This window comes from Nonomuraea sp. NPDC005692 (genome assembly GCF_040631115.1).
Lineage (GTDB): Bacteria > Actinomycetota > Actinomycetes > Streptosporangiales > Streptosporangiaceae > Nonomuraea.
The window spans coordinates 46,397-62,567 of the sequence record NZ_JBEXYU010000020.1 but is presented as its reverse complement, the minus strand read 5'-3'; the positions used below and the strand labels follow the sequence as shown (position 1 = coordinate 62,567).

Annotated in this window: 13 protein-coding genes; 4 read left to right on the top strand and 9 right to left on the bottom strand. The window is 72.9% G+C overall.

What is annotated here, in order from left to right:
- Nucleotides 1–4: 4 nt before the first annotated feature.
- The 4 genes from ABZ459_RS32965 to ABZ459_RS32950 are packed head-to-tail and all read right to left on the bottom strand — an operon-like array spanning nucleotide 5 to nucleotide 5,328.
- Nucleotides 5–292 carry a hypothetical protein gene (locus ABZ459_RS32965; protein ID WP_357978772.1) on the bottom strand — a complete coding sequence of 96 codons (288 nt, stop codon included), beginning with the start codon at nucleotides 290–292 and terminating at the stop codon, nucleotides 5–7.
- Nucleotides 293–302: 10 nt separating this feature from the next.
- On the bottom strand, nucleotides 303–2,456 hold the full coding sequence (locus tag ABZ459_RS32960) for a hypothetical protein (protein WP_357978770.1): 2,154 nt from the start codon (nucleotides 2,454–2,456) through the stop codon (nucleotides 303–305).
- Entirely contained in the window at nucleotides 2,453–4,033 is a 1,581-nt protein-coding gene (locus ABZ459_RS32955; protein ID WP_357978768.1) for a peroxidase family protein, read from the bottom strand. The genes ABZ459_RS32960 and ABZ459_RS32955 overlap by 4 nt, the downstream gene beginning before the upstream one ends.
- Nucleotides 4,034–4,035: 2 nt before the next feature.
- On the bottom strand, nucleotides 4,036–5,328 hold the full coding sequence (locus tag ABZ459_RS32950; RefSeq protein WP_357978766.1) for a cytochrome P450: 1,293 nt from the start codon (nucleotides 5,326–5,328) through the stop codon (nucleotides 4,036–4,038).
- Between the two features lie 217 nt (nucleotides 5,329–5,545).
- On the opposite strand from ABZ459_RS32950, the gene ABZ459_RS32945 reads away from it, so the two are divergent.
- From ABZ459_RS32945 to ABZ459_RS32930, 4 genes are all read left to right on the top strand, one after another.
- On the top strand, nucleotides 5,546–6,496 hold the full coding sequence (locus ABZ459_RS32945) for a fatty acid desaturase (protein ID WP_357978764.1): 951 nt from the start codon (nucleotides 5,546–5,548) through the stop codon (nucleotides 6,494–6,496).
- Between the two features lie 106 nt (nucleotides 6,497–6,602).
- Nucleotides 6,603–7,136 (top strand): hypothetical protein, encoded by a 534-nt coding sequence (locus ABZ459_RS32940; RefSeq protein WP_357978762.1) that lies wholly within the window; start codon nucleotides 6,603–6,605, stop codon nucleotides 7,134–7,136.
- Nucleotides 7,137–7,162: 26 nt separating this feature from the next.
- Nucleotides 7,163–8,182 carry a hypothetical protein gene (locus ABZ459_RS32935; protein WP_357978760.1) on the top strand — a complete coding sequence of 340 codons (1,020 nt, stop codon included), beginning with the start codon at nucleotides 7,163–7,165 and terminating at the stop codon, nucleotides 8,180–8,182.
- 10 nt (nucleotides 8,183–8,192) lie between these two features.
- Nucleotides 8,193–9,527: a peroxidase gene (locus tag ABZ459_RS32930; RefSeq protein ID WP_357978758.1), complete on the top strand. Its 1,335-nt coding sequence runs from the start codon at nucleotides 8,193–8,195 to the stop codon at nucleotides 9,525–9,527.
- A 3-nt stretch (nucleotides 9,528–9,530) separates the two neighbouring features.
- On the opposite strand, the gene ABZ459_RS32925 is transcribed toward ABZ459_RS32930, so the two are convergent.
- The 5 genes from ABZ459_RS32925 to ABZ459_RS32905 are packed head-to-tail and all read right to left on the bottom strand — an operon-like array spanning nucleotide 9,531 to nucleotide 16,087.
- The gene (locus ABZ459_RS32925) at nucleotides 9,531–12,152 is read right to left on the bottom strand and encodes a family 78 glycoside hydrolase catalytic domain (RefSeq protein WP_357978756.1); all 2,622 of its coding nucleotides are present in this window, start codon (nucleotides 12,150–12,152) and stop codon (nucleotides 9,531–9,533) included.
- On the bottom strand, nucleotides 12,149–13,138 hold the full coding sequence (locus ABZ459_RS32920) for a serine hydrolase domain-containing protein (RefSeq protein WP_357978754.1): 990 nt from the start codon (nucleotides 13,136–13,138) through the stop codon (nucleotides 12,149–12,151). Before ABZ459_RS32920 ends, ABZ459_RS32925 begins: the two co-directional genes overlap by 4 nt.
- On the bottom strand, nucleotides 13,135–13,953 hold the full coding sequence (locus ABZ459_RS32915) for a carbohydrate ABC transporter permease (protein ID WP_357978752.1): 819 nt from the start codon (nucleotides 13,951–13,953) through the stop codon (nucleotides 13,135–13,137). Before ABZ459_RS32915 ends, ABZ459_RS32920 begins: the two co-directional genes overlap by 4 nt.
- Complete coding sequence (locus tag ABZ459_RS32910) at nucleotides 13,950–14,798, bottom strand: sugar ABC transporter permease (RefSeq protein WP_357978750.1); 849 nt, start codon at nucleotides 14,796–14,798, stop codon at nucleotides 13,950–13,952. The genes ABZ459_RS32915 and ABZ459_RS32910 overlap by 4 nt, the downstream gene beginning before the upstream one ends.
- Nucleotides 14,798–16,087, bottom strand: a complete 1,290-nt coding sequence (locus ABZ459_RS32905; RefSeq protein ID WP_357978748.1) for an ABC transporter substrate-binding protein — start codon at nucleotides 16,085–16,087, stop codon at nucleotides 14,798–14,800. Before ABZ459_RS32905 ends, ABZ459_RS32910 begins: the two co-directional genes overlap by 1 nt.
- Between the last annotated feature and the right edge of the window lie 84 nt (nucleotides 16,088–16,171).

The following is a 16,171-nucleotide window of genomic DNA, read 5'->3' as shown; positions in this document are numbered from 1 at the left end:
ACCGCTACCGGCCGGGCTCGTCGCAACCAGGCCGCATGTGCTCGGGATGCTCGGCGCCCGCCTTGGCCGCGTAGCGCAGCAGGTGGCGGGCGGACGCCTCCAGGTCGGCGGCGGCGGTCACGCACGCCGCCAGATGGGCGGTCAACGCCGCGCGCAACCAGGCAGGCGTCCCGTCGCCCGCCTTCAGACCTGCCTCGACGGCGCGCAGACGCTCGGCACAGGCGGCGAGGGCGCGGGCGTCCGCGCGCAGGACTTCGGCGTGCGCGACGATCGCGGCGATCCGGGCGGACATGGCTCCTCCGTCAGCCCGTCGGCACCGGGACGGCGGCGTCCCGGAGCGTCCGGCGGGTGGTGGCCGACAGGCACAGCAGCGGGCGGGCGCCGTCGAGGCCGAGCTCGCGCAGCCGATCGGCCAGCGGGTGGGCCGACCGCGGCTCGACGGCCAGCCGCAGCGACGGCGCCACGTGCAGCCGGGCCCGCCCGCGGGCGCGGACGCGGGACCGCAGCACCGCGCCGCCCTCACGGGCATAGCCGACCAGTCCGGGATCGTTCAGCGGCAGGCCGGGACCGAGCCGCCCGCGCAGGGTGAGGATCCGGTCGGCGGCGAGGTGCGCGGACCGCGCGCCGAGCCGCAGCTCCAGAGCCGTCAGGTACGTCTCGCCGCCCCACAGCCGCGCGCCCAGGGCCTGGACGACCGCGCTGTCGACCGCCGAGCCGACGAGGAAGCCGCCGCAGCGGCGCGCGTCCGCGTCCCGCAGCAGGCCGGGCAGGCGGGAGCCCCACCACGGCAGGCCGGACTCCGGCGACCGGAACGGCCCCGGCACCACGACGCCCACCTGCAGCTCCGCGTAATCGCCCACGCCGGTGCGCCGGTTCCGGGCGGCGTGCACGACGACCAGCGCCCGCCCCGCCACCCGTACGACGGGACCGAGCCCCGTGCCCGCCAGCAGCCCGGCCACCGCCGCCGGGCAGACGGCGAAGCAGGCCGTGAGCGCCTCGCCGTCGCGGCACCGGATCGGCAGCTCGACGGCCCCCTCGGGCCCGTCGACCGCATGGACGGGCACGGCCGGGAAGGGCGACCGCTCCGGCGCGGGCGGACGGTCGAACAGCAGGTACGCCTGGGAACGCACGACCCGCCCCCGGTACGGGCCGAGCCGCTGCTCGATGAGGTCGCGGGCCTCGGGCAGGTCGTCGGTGAGGTTGGCGAGATAGCGCTCGATGCTGTGGCATTGCGGGAACATGTGGGTGGAGTCGCTGTAGTCCACCACGTACCAGTCGGGGTGCAGGTCGAAGCAGGTGCCGGCGCCCTGCCCGTCGAGGGTGGGGATGATGTCGTGCTGGTTGGTGACGCTGGCCACCCAGGTGCGCGGGTCGGCGGGGCGTTTGAAGTCGACGGGCGAGCCGACGGCGACGGCGTGCGTGACCGTGTGCCGGGCGCAGAAGGCGGGGTCCTGGGCCAGGTTCATGATCGCCGCCCCGCCCGCGCTGTGCCCGACCAGCGCCAGCTCGGCGCCCTGCGGCGGCCCGTAGTCGGCGACGGCCTGGGCCAGGGCGCGGCTGTAGGGGCTGGCGGCCAGGACGGCGCTGCTGAACGCGCCGAGCAGGTCCTGGGGCGACTCGCCGTCGGGACGCCCGACGCGCATGCCCGGCGCGTGCAGGACGTGGCGGATCACGCCGTCCGGCCCCTCGATGCTCTGGAGGAGGGCCCGTCCGGTGGTGCCGATCGTGCTGATGTTGGACAGGAAGCCGAGCAGCGACCCGCGCGCGCACAGCCGGGCCGACTCGGCCGCGGTCAGCTCGACCCGGCGCGCGGCGCCGTCCCCGACGTCGAGGACGGCGATCGCCCTGTTGCTCACGCCGAAGAGCGGATCGGCGGTGGCGAAGCCCCGTCCCGTCGCGATGAGCCAGGCGGCGGCGTCGTTGAGCGGGTTCTCGTCCAGCAGCGCGCGCAGCGCCAGGACCTCGCCGAAGACCGGCGCGAGCTGGCTGAGCGCGCGCACCGCGCCACGGTCCTTGAGCAGGGCGCGCAGGGCCCGCACGGCCTCCACGTCGCGGTCGGCGGCGGCCGCCTCGATGAGCCGGACGAGCATGGGATCCTCGGTCAGCTCGGGATGGGCGACCGCCACCGCCGCCACGCGCAACCGCAACGACGTGGCCAGCACCCGTACGGCCAGGCTCTCGGCCCCCAGCACGGCGCCGGCCTTGGCGGCCGCGGTCGCCAGCCGGCCCCCGGTGAACGAGTGACCGAGGCCCCGGCCGTTCGTCGTGACCCTCAGCAGCGCGCGGTAGGCGGGCCCGGCCGCCGTGGGAGCGCGTGGCACGGCGCGCAGCAGCGCGTCGTCGGACAGCGCGGCCGTGGCGTGCGACGCGGCGCCGTGGATGGTGACCGCGATGTCCACCAGCTCCCGGGCCAGGGCGCGCAGGGGCCCGGCGGCCGGATCGTGGTCGCCGGTCATGGCCGGGCCCGCCGGGACATGCTGACGAAGCGGGGGGCCGGGTCCTCGGGCGTGTTGCGGCGCAGCACGTCCGACAGCGTGCGCGTGGCCGCGATGATCCGCAGGCCCTGGGGGGAGAACGTGGCGGCGTTGAAGATCCGCGGCGCCAGCAGCGGGTTGGTGAGCGCCTGGGAGAAGGCGTCGATGGCGATGATCTTGGTCAGCAGCGGCGGCAGGATCGCGTCGGGGGAGCCGGGCTCCTCGGCGAACAGCCCGACGTACAGGTCGACGTCGTCCACGTCGCGGTAGAGGTCGCGCAGCGCGCCGCTGACCCGCCGGTCGCCGGTGATCTGCTCGAAGGCGCGCACCCGGGGGAAGCGGCAGTGCTCGCGGTAGCCGTTGTACGGGGCCAGGCCGAGCACCCGGGAGTCGGCGAGGCTGGCCACGTCGATCTCGCGCAGCACGGGGTCGGTGTTGAACAGGCCGATGCGGCCGGCGCGCTGGCGGGAGGCGTCCTCGAACAGCCGCCCGAGACCGGGGCCGGGGATCAGCGAGCCGGCGAAGAAGGTCTCGGCCATCGGCAGCTCCCGCCCGGCCACCGACAGGCGGGACGGGACCAGGCTGTGCCACCGGTAGACGAGGTTGAACTCCACGGAGGCCCAGTTCTGCCGGTGCCAGGCCGCGTGGTCGAGCCGCGTGGACAACCACGGGTCGAGGGCGAACCGGAAGTGGTAGGGGGTGATGTGGTTGATGTACTCCTCGACGACCAGTTTGATCAGCAGCACGATGAGGATGTTGCGGGCGGTCTGGAACAGCCGTTCGTCGTCCCAGCGCGGATTCTCCCGGGCCAGCAGCCGCGCCACCCTGTTGTGCTCGCGCAGGAACAGCACCGTGAGCATGGTGAAGCCGATCTGGCCGTTGCCCCGGTCGCTGCCGGTGGCGAACAGCGTGTCGCGCTGGGCGTCGGAGAGCTGGTCGAAGCGGATGACGCGCAGCGGGGCGAACTCCGGCTTGATCTTGCCGTTCGCGCACAGGTGGGGCGGGAACTCGCCGCCCTCGACCGACTGGCTCTTGAGCAGCCCGCCGTCGAACGCGCGCAGCGCGGCCGTCGCCGCCTCGTCGAGGCCGTACACCTGGTTGAGGTCGATGTGGTGGTTGGAGCTGTTCTTGCGCGGGTCGCGCGGGACGTTGACGTCGCCGCGCAGGAAGCCGTCGGTGAACCACTGGGCGAAGTACGCGAAGAGCACCGTGGAGCGTGGGCACGGGATCATGGACTCGCCGCGGGTGAACAGGTCGGCGGCCCTGTCCGGCGTGGGCAGCCGCTCTTCGGCGACGGCGACCGGAGGCAGGTGCCTGCCGCTGTAGGTGCGGTCGGTCAGCGAGGCCCACGAGGTGTAGTCGGCCATGGTGCTCAGCGGCTCGGGGCGCGGCGGCATCTCGCGGATCGCGTGGTCGATCAGCGAGGCGTTGATCCGGCGCCGCACCGGGCGGCTGCTCTGCAGCAGGTCCCAGAGGGGCCGGCCGCGGGTCAGGGCCAGGAACCTGAGCCGGTTGGACAGGCCGTCCGTGGCGATGCTGCGTGCTCGGCTCGCCGCCATCGTCAGCCTTCCCGCGCGCCGGTGCCGAGCCCGAGGGCGAAGGTGTCGGGGAAGATCCCGAGTGACCGCTCCACCCGGCCCTCCGGCGGCGGCAGCAGCCGTACGCCCGGACGCAGCAGCAGGCGGCGTACGGTCTCGGCGATCACCACCTCGGCCACGTGCACGCCGAGGCAGGCGTGATGACCGGAGCCGAAGAACAGCTGATGGTGACGGGGACGGTCGAGGCGGAACTCGCCGGGCTCCGGCACCACGGCCGCGTCGAACATGGCGGAGGCCGGCGCCGCGAGCACGAACGTGCCCGCCGGGATCACCGTGCTGCGCGGCGTGCCGGCGGCCAGCACGTGGTCGCGCTCGCACAGCCGGGGAAGCAGCTTGAAGAACGGGCTGAACCGCAGGGCCTCCCAGACGTACGGGTCGAACCGCTCGGGGTCCCCGGCGACGGCCGTCGCCTCCGCCAGCACCCGCGGGCGCAGCAGGAGCTGCTCGACCGCCTCGACCATGGCCCCCGGCGCGCTCTCCACGAAACCCAGCGGCAGCCCGGCCATGTTGATCACGATGCGGTCGTCGGCCACGGCGGGCGGGGACGTGCGGACCAGACGGGCGAAGACGTCGTCGGGGAGGTCCCGGCCGGCGCGCAGCGTGGCCCGGTGCTCGGCGAGCAGGTCACACAGGTGCCCGACCAGCTCGGCGCCCGCCTTGACGGACGCCGCCTGGAGCTCGGGGTCGCCGAGGAAGTTGGCGAAGCCGTCGGCGACGATCGCCCGCGTCCAGCGGCCCAGGGTCACCGGGTCGGGGCCGGGAACGCCGAAATAGCGCGCGCACACGCCGAGGGCGACAGGGCGGAACAGCCCTTCGACCGCCTCCAGGCGCCCGCCGGGCCCGGCGGCGTCGAGCAGCTCGTCGGCCAGGCGGCCGGTCAGCTCGCGCACGCCGGCCGCGTCCTCCGGGGCGAGCATGAGCTGCATCAGGCCCTTCTCCCGCCAGTTCATCGGCGTGGCGTCCCGGCCCAGCATGAACGGGCCGCCCAGCGCGGCGTCGAGGCGGGGACCGAAGGCGCGGACGGAGAAGACCTGCTCGTGGGCGAGCACCTCGGTCACGTCGGCGAAGCGGGTCACGACCGTGAAGGCGGGGGTGACGAAGACCGGACGCCGCTCGCGCAGCTCGGCGAACAGGCTCCGCCACTCGGTCCGCATCCACTCCCGGACCAGGCCGAACGCCGATATCGGGTCTTTGGCCAGCGCCTGGTCGTACCTCTCCAGATAGCCGCCCGTGATCGCCTGATCGACAGCACCCATTCCGTGGACCTTCCGCCTGATATCGGAGCGCACAGGGATGATCACTTTGCGCAATCACAATCTAGGGAGGCGCCACAGCCTTTCTTCATGACAATCGAGTGCATTGTTTTGGTGCCTCACGGTAATGACTCCGTCACTGTCAGGACATTGCCGCAGTCCATGGGCCTGGTCATTGAATAAGGAGCCTGATCGACCTGTACCGCTCATGGGAGGAAACGTGACGTCACCCCTGCCGCAGCCGGGCACGGCGGAGACGGTGACGGTCACCACCGGCCGCCGCACCGCCTATCTGGTCGTCCTGGTCGTCCTGCCCGTGGTGCTGCTGGCCCTCGCGGTTCCGGCGGCCTGGGGGTGGGGCATCGGCCCGCGCGACCTGGCCATCGCGGTCGTGATGTACCTGGTGAGCATCTTCGGCATCGCCATCGGCTACCACCGCCTGTTCACCCACCGCGCCTTCAGGGCCAACCGGGCGCTGCGCATCGCGCTCATGCTGGCCGGCGGCGTGGCCGTCGAGGGCCCCCTCACCCTGTGGGCCGCCGAGCACCGCCGCCACCACAAGTACGCCGACCGCGAGGGCGACCCGCACTCGCCATGGCGCTACGGCGACAGCGGCCCGGCCCTGCTGCGCGGCATGCTGCACGCCCACATCGGCTGGTTCTACACGGCCCGTCAGCGCTCCAGCCGCCGGCACTGGGTGCCCGACCTGCTGGCCGACCCGGACGTGCGCCGCTTCGACGCCGCCTACCCGGCGGTCGTGCTGCTGTCGTTCGTGCTGCCGGCCGCCGCCGGCGGGCTCTGGTCGATGTCGTGGGCGGGCGCGTGGAGCGGGCTCCTGTGGGGCGGCCTGGTCCGCTACGCCGTCGTGCACCACGTCACGTGGTCGGTGAACTCGATCGCCCACACCTTCGGCGACCGCCCGTTCCGCACCAGGGACCGTTCGTCCAACGTGTGGTGGGTGGCGATGCTGACGCTCGGCGAAGGCTGGCACAACTGGCACCACGTCGACCCCACCTGCGCCCGGCACGGCGTGCTGAAGGGCCAGCTCGACCCCAGCGCGCGGCTGATCCGGTGGTTCGAGCGGGCGGGCTGGGCCCACGCCGTGCGCTGGCCGGCCCCCGACCGCCTCACGGCCCGCCGCGCCGAGCGCGTCCCCGGCTCCTCGCGCTGACACGGGCGGCCGGGATACCGCGACGCGCCACCCCCGTATGGGACGATGGCGTCAGTCGGGTCGCTTCAGCCTTCCTCCCACGAGCACGACGTCGGAGAGGACGGTCATGGAGATCACGCCGCAGGCGGTCGTCATCCCGAAGGAGACCGGCCACCTGGAACAGGGCAAGTACGGGCCCGTCTTCCCGCGCGGCCCCGCGTGTTACGGCTTCACCATCATCGCCGGGGTCAAGCCCGGCCGGGCCGACGCCATCCGGGGCTACGGCGACACGCTCGCCGAGGCGCTGCGGGACGACCCCGGCCTGCTGGCCCCTCTGAAGCTGCACTACCTGCGCTGGGTGCTGTTCGACGACGACACCCGCTTCATGTACCAGGGGATCTTCGACACCGACTTCGACAAGTACACCGAAGACGCCATCGCGCTGTTCACCCGGGCGGGGGTGAACACGGTGTTCGAGAACCTCGAAGGTTTCCCCGAGGACTGGAAGACCAACCCCGAGGCGTTCGTCCGGTTTGTCCGCGCACATCACTGCCCCAGCTTCATCGAGTACGGCGAGTACCCGTACGTCACCGCCGACGAGATCAAGAAGGCTCTGCGGATCAAGAGCGCCCTGTCGGACATGCTCGACCAGCTGCAGTGACGGCCCCGGACGGCGCAGGAGATCAGATGAGTGAGCCGAAGACGGCACGCACCTACAACCAGGACCACGTGCCGCGCCCGTACGCCCCCGGCCGGCGGCGGGTGAGCATCTACGTCGCCTGGAGCTATCCGGCCGAGGCGGGCCAGGACGTGGCCGGTCTGGACAACCGGTTCTCCACGATGACCGAGGTGCGCCGCGTCCAGTGGCCGGCCTACGAGGATCCGCAGTGGTCCGACCCGCTGCGCTTCCAGCAGGGCATCGCGGGCGGCCTGGAGCTGTTCTTCTGGGGCTGGCTGCCCTTCCAGCGGTTCGTCCACGAGGTCACCGGGTACCCGGTGCCGGTGTACCAGCGGGTCGACCAGGCCGGCTTCCACACCCCGCTGGACGAGCGGGTGCTGGCCGACACCGACACCCTGTTCGTGTGGGGGCTGGACCACATGATCACCGGGCAGGAGGCCACGGCCGCGGAGATCGAGGCGGTGCGCGCGTTCCTCACCCGCGAGGGGACCTGCCTGGCCCTGGGGCCGCATCATGACGTCGGCGCGACCGGCGACATGGCCGTCCGCGACGTGGAGTACCACCATCACGGCGACGCGCTCGTGCCCCGCCAGCAGCGGTTCGGCAGGTACACCCGGTCACTCATGGCGGGGCTGGGGGTGCCGGTGGAGAACCGGTACGGGCTGCGTCCCGCGGTGACGGACGCGGGCACGAACGCCCCGCTGACCGTCGCCAGGGACCTGGACACCAGGGGATGGCTGGCCGGGGTGTCCCACTTCAACTTCCACATGCACCTTCCCCACTACGCCGTGACCACCGACGACCCGGACGCCGTCCGGGTGCTGGGCCGGCAGCCGATCGACCTGACCAGGCCGCCGCACCCGTTCGTCGAGGCGGGGAACACCGAGTTCAACATGTTCCTGTGGCTGCCACCGCGCGGCGACCGGGCCGGGGACGTGATCCTCGCCGACTCCACGATCTTCAGCTCGCTGTTCGGCGTCGACGACAGCCTGCGCGCCTTCTGGAACAACCTCGTCAGAGCCACGTGAGCGAGATCCGGTGAACGAACACGCTCCGGCCATGCTCGGCCTGGACGACATCCAACGCGGGGTGCTCAGCGCGCGGCCGACCCCGTACGCGGCGACGTACCTGCTGTTCCGCATCGACGACCGCGCGCAGGGCCGGGAACTGATGCGGCGGGTGAGCGCCGTGGTGACCTCCGCCGCCGGCCCGGTGAGCCCGCTGGGGGAGACGTGGGTCAGCGTCGCGCTCACCTACCAGGGGCTGAAGGCCCTCGGCGTGCCCCGGCGGTCGCTGGAGACGTTCGCGTGGGAGTTCCGGCAGGGCATGGCCGCACGCGCCGCCGCCCTGGGGGACACCGGGGACAGCGGCCCCGACCGCTGGGAGCGCCCGCTCGGCACACCGGACGTGCACGTGGTGCTGGCGGCGCTCGCGCCCGACAACGCGCGCCTGCAGGCCGCGATCGAACGCGCCCGCCCCGCCTACGACGCCCTGCCGGGCGTGACGGCGATCTGGCGGCAGAACTGCCACGCCCTGCCCACCGAGACCGAACCCTTCGGCTACCGCGACGGCGTCAGCCATCCCGCCGTCGAGGGCAGCGGCATCGCCGGGTCCAACCCCCTGGAGACGCCGCTCAAGGCGGGGGAGTTCGTGCTCGGCCACCCCGACGAGCTGGGCGGCGTCCAGATCCCCCAGCCCGACGAGCTGGGACGCAACGGCACCTACGTGGCGATCCGCAAGCTGCACCAGCGGGTCGCGCTGTTCCGGCGCTACCTCAGGGACAACTCCACCGATCCGCAGGACGAGGAGCTGCTGGCCGCGAAGATCATGGGCCGCTGGCGCAGCGGCGCGCCGCTGGCGCTCAGCCCGCTGCACGACGACCCCGGCCTCGGCGCCGACGCCGCCCGCCGCAACGCCTTCCTGTACCAGCGGGACGACCCCGCCGGCTTCACCACGCCCGGCGGCTGCCACATCCGCCGGGCCAACCCCCGGGACGCGGCGGTGGCCGGCGTCCCGAGGCTGCACCGCATGATCAGGCGCGGCACCGTCTACGGGCCGCCGCTGCCCGACGGCGTCCTGGACGACGACGGCGCCGACCGGGGGCTGATGTTCGCCTTCGTCGGCGCCCATCTCGGGCGGCAGTTCGAGTTCGTCCAGACCGAATGGCTGAACGACGGCGTCTTCTTCGGCGCGGGCCCGGCCAGGGATCCCCTGACCGGCTCCGCCGACGGCTCCGGTGAGTTCACCGTCCCCCGGCGTCCCGTACGGCGGCGCCTGGAGTCCCTGCCCCGGTTCGTCGTCACGCGCGGCGGCGAATACGGCTTCATGCCGAGCCTGACCGCCCTGCGCTGGCTCGGCGACCTCGCCGATTGACGTTCACCGGCCCAGGTCGTCCCACTCCTGGAGCAGGTGGGACGTGGCGGCGGCGGGGGCGGTGAACGACCAGCGGCCCGGCGGCAGGTCGAGGGCGCAGCCGCCGTCGGCCAGCCTGGTGGTCGGCAGCTGCTCGTTCAGGCCCATGAGGAAGGTGCCGTTGACGGTCATCCCGTCCCAGGCGCCGCGTACGGGCAGCACCGCGCGGGCGGTCACGCCCTCGGGGACGGCGAAGGTGAACTGCACCCCGTCGGGCCCGGCCCGCCAGCCCGACTCGACGGCCCCCGACGCGCTCGCGTAACGGGCGTGTGCCTGGCGCAGCAGCGGGACGGGACCCGGACGCAGCAGCAGCTCGCCGAACCCGCCACCCGTACCGCGCGGGTCGTCGCCCAGGCCGGCCACGTGCCGGAACAGCCAGTCGCCCACGCAGCCGTAGGCGTAGTGGTTGAAGGAGTTCATGGCCGGCGTCTGCAGGCCGTGCCGGTGGTGCCAGGCGTCCCAGCGTTCCCACATGGTGGTCGCCCCGGCGCGGAGCTGGTAGCGCCAGGACGGGTAGCCCTCCTGGTTGAAGATCCGGCACGCCAGGTCGTGGTGGCCGGTCTCCGACAACACCGGCAGCAGCAGGGGGGTGCCGACGAAGCCCGTCATGAGCCGGTGCCCGTCGGCGCGGACCAGGTCGGCCAGCGCCCCTGCCGCCGCGGCGCGGTCCTCCGGCCGGACGAGATCCCAGGCCAGGGCGACGGCGTAGCCGGTCTGCGTCTCGGTGCGCAGCCTCGGGCCGTCGAGGAAGGCCCGGCGGAAGGCGTCCGACACGCGGGCGGCGGCCTCGTCGTACTCGGGGGCGTGCGGCTCGCCGAGCACGGCGGCCGTGTGCGCGATCAGGCGGAGGCTGCGGGCCAGGGCGGCGGTGGCGATGAGGCTCCTGGGCGTCTCCACCGTGCCGGGGGCCAGCCAGTCGCCCAGCGCCCGGCCCGGCCTGAGGCCGTCGTCGGACTGCGCCAGGCAGTAGCCGGCCCACCGCCGCATCGGGTCGTACGCGCGGCGCAACGTGCGGTCGTCGCCGTAGCGCCGCCACAGCAGCCACGGCACCTCGACCAGCGCGTCGGACCAGACGGGGGAGTCGTAGCCGTACTCGGGCAGCACCGGCGCGACGTGCGGGACCGCGCCGTCGGCCCGCTGCCCGTCGATCAGCGTCGTCACCCAGCCGGACAGGAACGCCTGCGTGTGCCGCAGGAAGCTGAGCGTCGAGCCGAACACCGAGATGTCGGCCGTCCAGCCGGTCCGCTCGTCGCGCTGGGGGCAGTCGGTCGGCACGCTCACCAGGTTGCCGTCCGCCGACGCGCCGATGTTGGCGACGAGCTGCCGTACGGCGGGATCGCTCACGGTCAGCGAGCCGGTGACGGCGAGCGCGGAGGACAGCAGCACCGCCTCCAGGTCGTCCGGCGTCAGCGCGCCCGGCCAGCCGGTGACCTCCGCGTAGCGGAACCCGTGCAGGGTGAACGCGGGCTCCACGACGTGTGATCCGGGGCCGAGGACGAACTCGTCACGCTGGTCCGCGGTGCGCAGGTTGTCGGTGTAGAGCCGCCCGGTCGCGGTCAGCTCCTCCCCGTGCCGTACGACGATCCGCACGGGCCCCGGCGCGTCCACGTGCAGCCGGACGCGCCCGACGACGTTCCGCCCGAAGTCGGCCACCTGGACGCCCGGCGCGGGCTCGGTCACCGACACGGCGGGCACCGTGCCGATCACCCGGACCGGGGGAGCGGGGTCGGCCTCCACCAGGATCTCCGGCGCGGCGGTCGTCCCGGCCGGTCCGGTCCCCTCGGTAGGAGCCTGGACGGTCTCGCCCATCACCAGGTCGGCGCGCGGGCGGCCGAGGTCCCGCCGGGTCCAGGCCGCGTCCGTGGCGAACACGCGGCGCGGGCCGTCGTCGTCCCGCACGAGCACCTGGGCGCTGGCCGCGGGCCGGTCACCGTAGCGGCGCGGGCCGCCGCCGGCGACGTGACCGGCGTACCAGCCGGGAGCCAGCCACAACTCCAGCTCGTTCTCGCCGGGCACCAGCAGTTCGGTGAGCTCCAGCAGCCGGTAGCGCGTCCGGTGGCCGTAGTCGGTCCAGCCGGGGGCCAGCTCCTCCTCGCCCAGCCGCGTGCCGTTGAGCAGCGCCCGGTAGACGCCGAGCGCGGTGGCGGCCAGCCAGGCGCGTGCCGGAGCGGGACGCCAGCTGAACGACCCGCGCAGGCTCACCGCCGCCTCGGGATCGCCCGGCAGCCAGGGCGCGTCCCATGCGCCGCGCGCCCGCAGGCCCGTGGTGAACGCGCCCGCCGCCTGCCCCGCCACCTCCCACGTGTACGGGGTCAGCGGCGCCAGCAGCTCGTCCGGCACGTCCACGCCGTGCGAACCGGCGGGCACGGAGGACCGCCACACCTCGCGCCCGTCCGCGGACAGCACCACGGTGGACTGCGCGGTCGTCCGGGCGTCCCACGACAGGCGGGGCGACGGCTCGTCCACGCCCACCGGATCCGCCAGACCGCACGTCAGGCCCGCCCGCGCACCGGCCGGGGCCGGCCGGATGTAGGGCGTCTGCGCGCCCGAGACCTGCACGTCGAGCACCCCCGAGTCCCGGTTCACGCATCGAGCCCGGTGGTGAAGGCGTTGTGCAGGCCGTCGACGTCGACGCCGGACAGGCTCGGCGCCATCACGTTGATCAGCAGCACGAAGCACGCGTCCTGCTCCGGGTACATCCACCACTGGCAGCCCGAGGCGCCGCCGTGCCCGTACAGCCGGCGTTCCAGCAGCCCGGGGGCCGAGTGGCGCAGGTTCCAGGTGAGCCCCCAATCCTGCCCGGCGTTGACCGGGTCGGGCTGCAGCTTGACCAGGCCGGTCGTCTGCGGGGTCGTCATGGCGGCCAGGGTGGTCGGGTGGACCAGCGCGCGGTCGCCGCGCAGCAGCGCCCCGCCCAGCGCCAGCAGGTCCTCCGCGCGGGAGAACAGCGCGCCCGCCGGGTGGCGGAGCCGGACGAACGCGTCGAAGTCGAAGCCGGGCCCGAGCAGTTCGAGGCCGTGCACCTCGGCCGCCTCGCACGCCGGGTCGAAGGTGATCCGCCCGCCGCCCGGCACCAGCGTGTTCAGGTCGGAGTCGACCAGCTCGGCCACGTCGCGGCCGGTGACGTCGCGGACCATCTCCGCGATCCCGGCGAAGGCCAGGTTGGAGTAGTGGCTGAGGGTGCCCGCCTCGAACAACGACGGCGCGGTGACGAGGTGCTCCACCAGGTCGTCGGGCGTCAGCGTCTGCTCGGCGATGCCGCCGGTGTGGGTCAGCAGGTGCCAGAGCGTCACGTCGGGCCGGGCGAAGTTCGGCAGCACGTCCCGCAGCGGGCGGCGCAGCGACAACAATCCGCGTTCGACCTGGCGCAGGGCCAGCAGGCCCATCAGCGGCTTGGTCACCGAGAACAGCGCGAAGTGGTCGTCGGTCCTGGTCCCGCGGCCGTCGTGGGTGCCGAACGCCTCCAGCACCTGGATCCCGTCGGAGGTCGCGGCGCCGAACACCGCGCACGGCAGCCGCCCCTCCTTGATCTCGCGCCTGACCCAGTCGAGCGCGATGTCGTGCGTGGTCATCCCTTCAGTGCACCTTCCGTGAGGCCGGCCAGGACGCGCTTCTGCGCGACGGCGTACACCGCCACCAGGGGCAGCGTGGTGAGCAGGACGTGGGCGAAGACGAGGTTCCAGTTCAGGCTCTGCAGGGTGCCGGAGGCGAACTGGAACAGGCTCAGCGGCAGCGTGGCGTTCGCGCTGCCCTGGAGCAGGAAGAGGGCGAAGAAGAAGTCGTTCCAGACGTTGATGATCAGGATCACGCCGCCGACGAACAGCACCGGCCGCAGCAGCGGCAGCAGGATGCGCACGAACACCTGCGGACGCGAGGCGCCGTCGATGGCGGCGGCCTGCTCCAGGTCGGGCGGGAACGCCCGGACGAACCCGGTGGCCAGGAAGATCACGACGCCCAGGCGGCAGCCGGTCATCGTCAGCACGTAGCCGAGCGAGCCGCCGTCCAGCGACAGGGCGCGCAGCAGGTAGACGGTCGGGATGATGGACGGCGGCAGCAGGATCGACAGCCCCATCACGAAGTAGGCCGCCTGCAGCCACCGCGACCGGCTGCGCCCGAACGCCCACGCCGCCGCCGCGCCGAGCAGCACCACCGCGATCACGATCGGCACGGTCACCTTGAGGCTGTTGAGCAGCCCGGTCAGGTAGCCGCCCCGGTCGAGCACGATGCCGTAGTTCTCGGCGATCGCCCACGTCCTGGGCAGGCCGAGGCCCAGCTCGGCGGCCTCACCCGCGGGCTTGAAGGAGTTGACGACCACGAGCCAGACGGGCACGAGCACCCACGGGACCGCGAAGAGCGTCAGCGCCGCGTACTTGAGCGCCGCTCTCATCCCGCCACCTCCCTGCGCCGCAGCCACCACACCAGGGGCACGGCGGTCGCGATCACCAGCAGCGTCACGGTGAACCCCAGCGCGCTGGCCGAGCCGAAGAAGCCCTGTCCCCATTGCTGGCGCATCACCACGTTCAGGGCGCGCGTGTGGTCGCCGGGGCCGCCGCCGGTGGTGGCGGCGATCACGTCGTACGCGCTGAGCGCGCCCACCAGCGTGACCGCCACGTTGAAGGTCAGCGCCGGGGCGAGCATCGGGAACACCACCCGGCGCAGCCGGGTCCACGGGCCGGCGCCGTCCACGGTCGCCGACTCCAGCAGCGACTTGGGGATGGAGTTGAGGCCCGCGATGTAGACCAGGGTGATCAGCCCGCTCCACTTCCACGCGTCGATGAACGCGACCACCACCAGCGCGGTGGCCGGTTCGCCCAGCCACGCCCACTCGATGCCGAGGAAGGAGTTGATCGCCCCGTCGGGGGCCAGCAGCCCGCGCCAGATGTAGCCGGCGGCCAGCGGCGAGATGAGCGTCGGCAGGAAGAACGCCGAGCGGAAGACGGTGTTGATCCCGCTGGTCCGCTGGAGGGCCAGGGCCAGCGAGAGGCTGACCGTGTTCTGGATCGCCATGCACAGGATCGCGTACAGCACGGTCACGGTGACCGCGTTGGCCAGCAGGTCCTGGTCGATCAGCGTGCGGACGTTCTCCAGCCCGTTCCAGGTGATCTCGGCCCGGAAGCTCGTCCAGGAGGAGAACGCGAACCGCACGTTGAGCAGGAACGGGGCGACGAAGAAGACCGTGACCAGCACGATCGCGGGCAGCGCCCACGGCAGCCAGGCCGCCCTGTTCCGCATCACCATCCGGGCAGCCCTGCCGCCTTGGCCGCCTGCTCGACCTGGCCCTGGAGCTGGGTCGCCGCCTTCTGCGGGTCCTTCTGCCCGGCGATCAGCTCGGACATGAGCTGGGCCAGCCCGCCCATGCCGGGGATGTCGGAGTTGAAGGCGATGACGGCGCCGGTGTCGTACGCCTTCTTGACGTCCTGCAGCACGGAGGAGACGCCCTGCGGATCGGGCACGTCCTTGAGCACCGGGAAGGTCTTGGACGCGGCGATGTACTCGGCGTAGGCCGGGCCGGTCATGAAGCGCACGAAGTCGAGCGCGGCCTTCTCGCGCGCCGTGTCGCCGGTCTTGGGCAGGTAGAACGTGCCGATGGGGCCGGGCGCGTAGGTCACCACCGGCTTGTCGCTGGACAGGCCGACGAAGCCGACGGACTCGTCCACGGTCTTCTGGTCGCCGCCGGCGGCCGCGAGCAGCGCCGGGAGCATGTCGGAGTGCTGGGCGACCATGGCGGCCTCGCCGGTCACCAGGGCCTTCATCGAGTCCTCGAACTTGGCGGTGACGATGTCCTTGTTGAAGCAGCCGTCGGCCTTCAGCTTGGCGTAGGCGGTCAGGCCGGCGACGAAGGGCGAGCCGGGGTCGGCCAGCGTGCTGCTGTGGCCGGCGATGGCCTTGCCGTAGGCGTTGGCCTGGTTGGCGCCGGCCAGGTAGAGGATGGGCAGGATCTGCACGGGCCAGATCGAGCCGCCCGACTCGAAGACCGGCGTGACTCCGGCGGCCTTGAGCTTGGGGCAGGCGGCGGCCAGCTCGGTGAAGTTGGCGGGTGGGGTCAGCCCGGCCTTGGTGAAGACCTTCTTGTTGTAGTAGAGGCCGAAGACCTGGGGGAAGCCGGTGATGGCGGCGTAGACCTTGCCGCCCACGGCCCCGGCGGCCTGGTAGAGGTCGCCGGACCTGGCGATGTACGCCTCGCCGGTCAGGTCGCGCAGGTTCTCGGTCGGGTTGAGGGCGAGCAGGCCGCTCACCGTCGCGTGGTACTCCAGGACGTCCGGACGCTCGCCGGTGGCCCACTTGGTCTGGGTGGTGTCCTCGAAACCGTCGGACGGGATGGACACGAGCTCGATCTTGTGGCCGGACTGCTTCTCGAACTTCTTGTACATCTCCAGCAGCGGCGCCGGGTCCGCGCTGTTGTGCCAGAGGGTCAGCTTCACCTGACCGGTCCCCTCGGGGGCGGTGGACCCGCAGCCGGAGAGGGACAGGGCGAGGACGGCGCCTATCGCCGCGCCGAGCGGACGAGTTGGTGCTCTCACGCTCGTGCTCCTGTTCATGTGGGGGAGAATGTGTAGAACGTTCTACGGCAAGATCGAAACCTCCGTCAAGGGGTGGACCTGAGG

Bases quoted from the DNA above. Each gene is read 5' to 3' on its own strand.
- ABZ459_RS32965 (WP_357978772.1), bottom strand. From the start codon at position 292: ATGTCCGCCCGGATCGCCGCGATCGTCGCGCACGCCGAAGTCCTGCGC.
- ABZ459_RS32960 (WP_357978770.1), bottom strand. From the start codon at position 2,456: ATGACCGGCGACCACGATCCGGCCGCCGGGCCCCTGCGCGCCCTGGCC.
- ABZ459_RS32955 (WP_357978768.1), bottom strand. From the start codon at position 4,033: ATGGCGGCGAGCCGAGCACGCAGCATCGCCACGGACGGCCTGTCCAAC.
- ABZ459_RS32950 (WP_357978766.1), bottom strand. From the start codon at position 5,328: ATGGGTGCTGTCGATCAGGCGATCACGGGCGGCTATCTGGAGAGGTAC.
- ABZ459_RS32940 (WP_357978762.1), top strand. From the start codon at position 6,603: ATGGAGATCACGCCGCAGGCGGTCGTCATCCCGAAGGAGACCGGCCAC.
- ABZ459_RS32935 (WP_357978760.1), top strand. From the start codon at position 7,163: ATGAGTGAGCCGAAGACGGCACGCACCTACAACCAGGACCACGTGCCG.
- ABZ459_RS32920 (WP_357978754.1), bottom strand. From the start codon at position 13,138: ATGACCACGCACGACATCGCGCTCGACTGGGTCAGGCGCGAGATCAAG.
- ABZ459_RS32915 (WP_357978752.1), bottom strand. From the start codon at position 13,953: ATGAGAGCGGCGCTCAAGTACGCGGCGCTGACGCTCTTCGCGGTCCCG.
- ABZ459_RS32910 (WP_357978750.1), bottom strand. From the start codon at position 14,798: ATGCGGAACAGGGCGGCCTGGCTGCCGTGGGCGCTGCCCGCGATCGTG.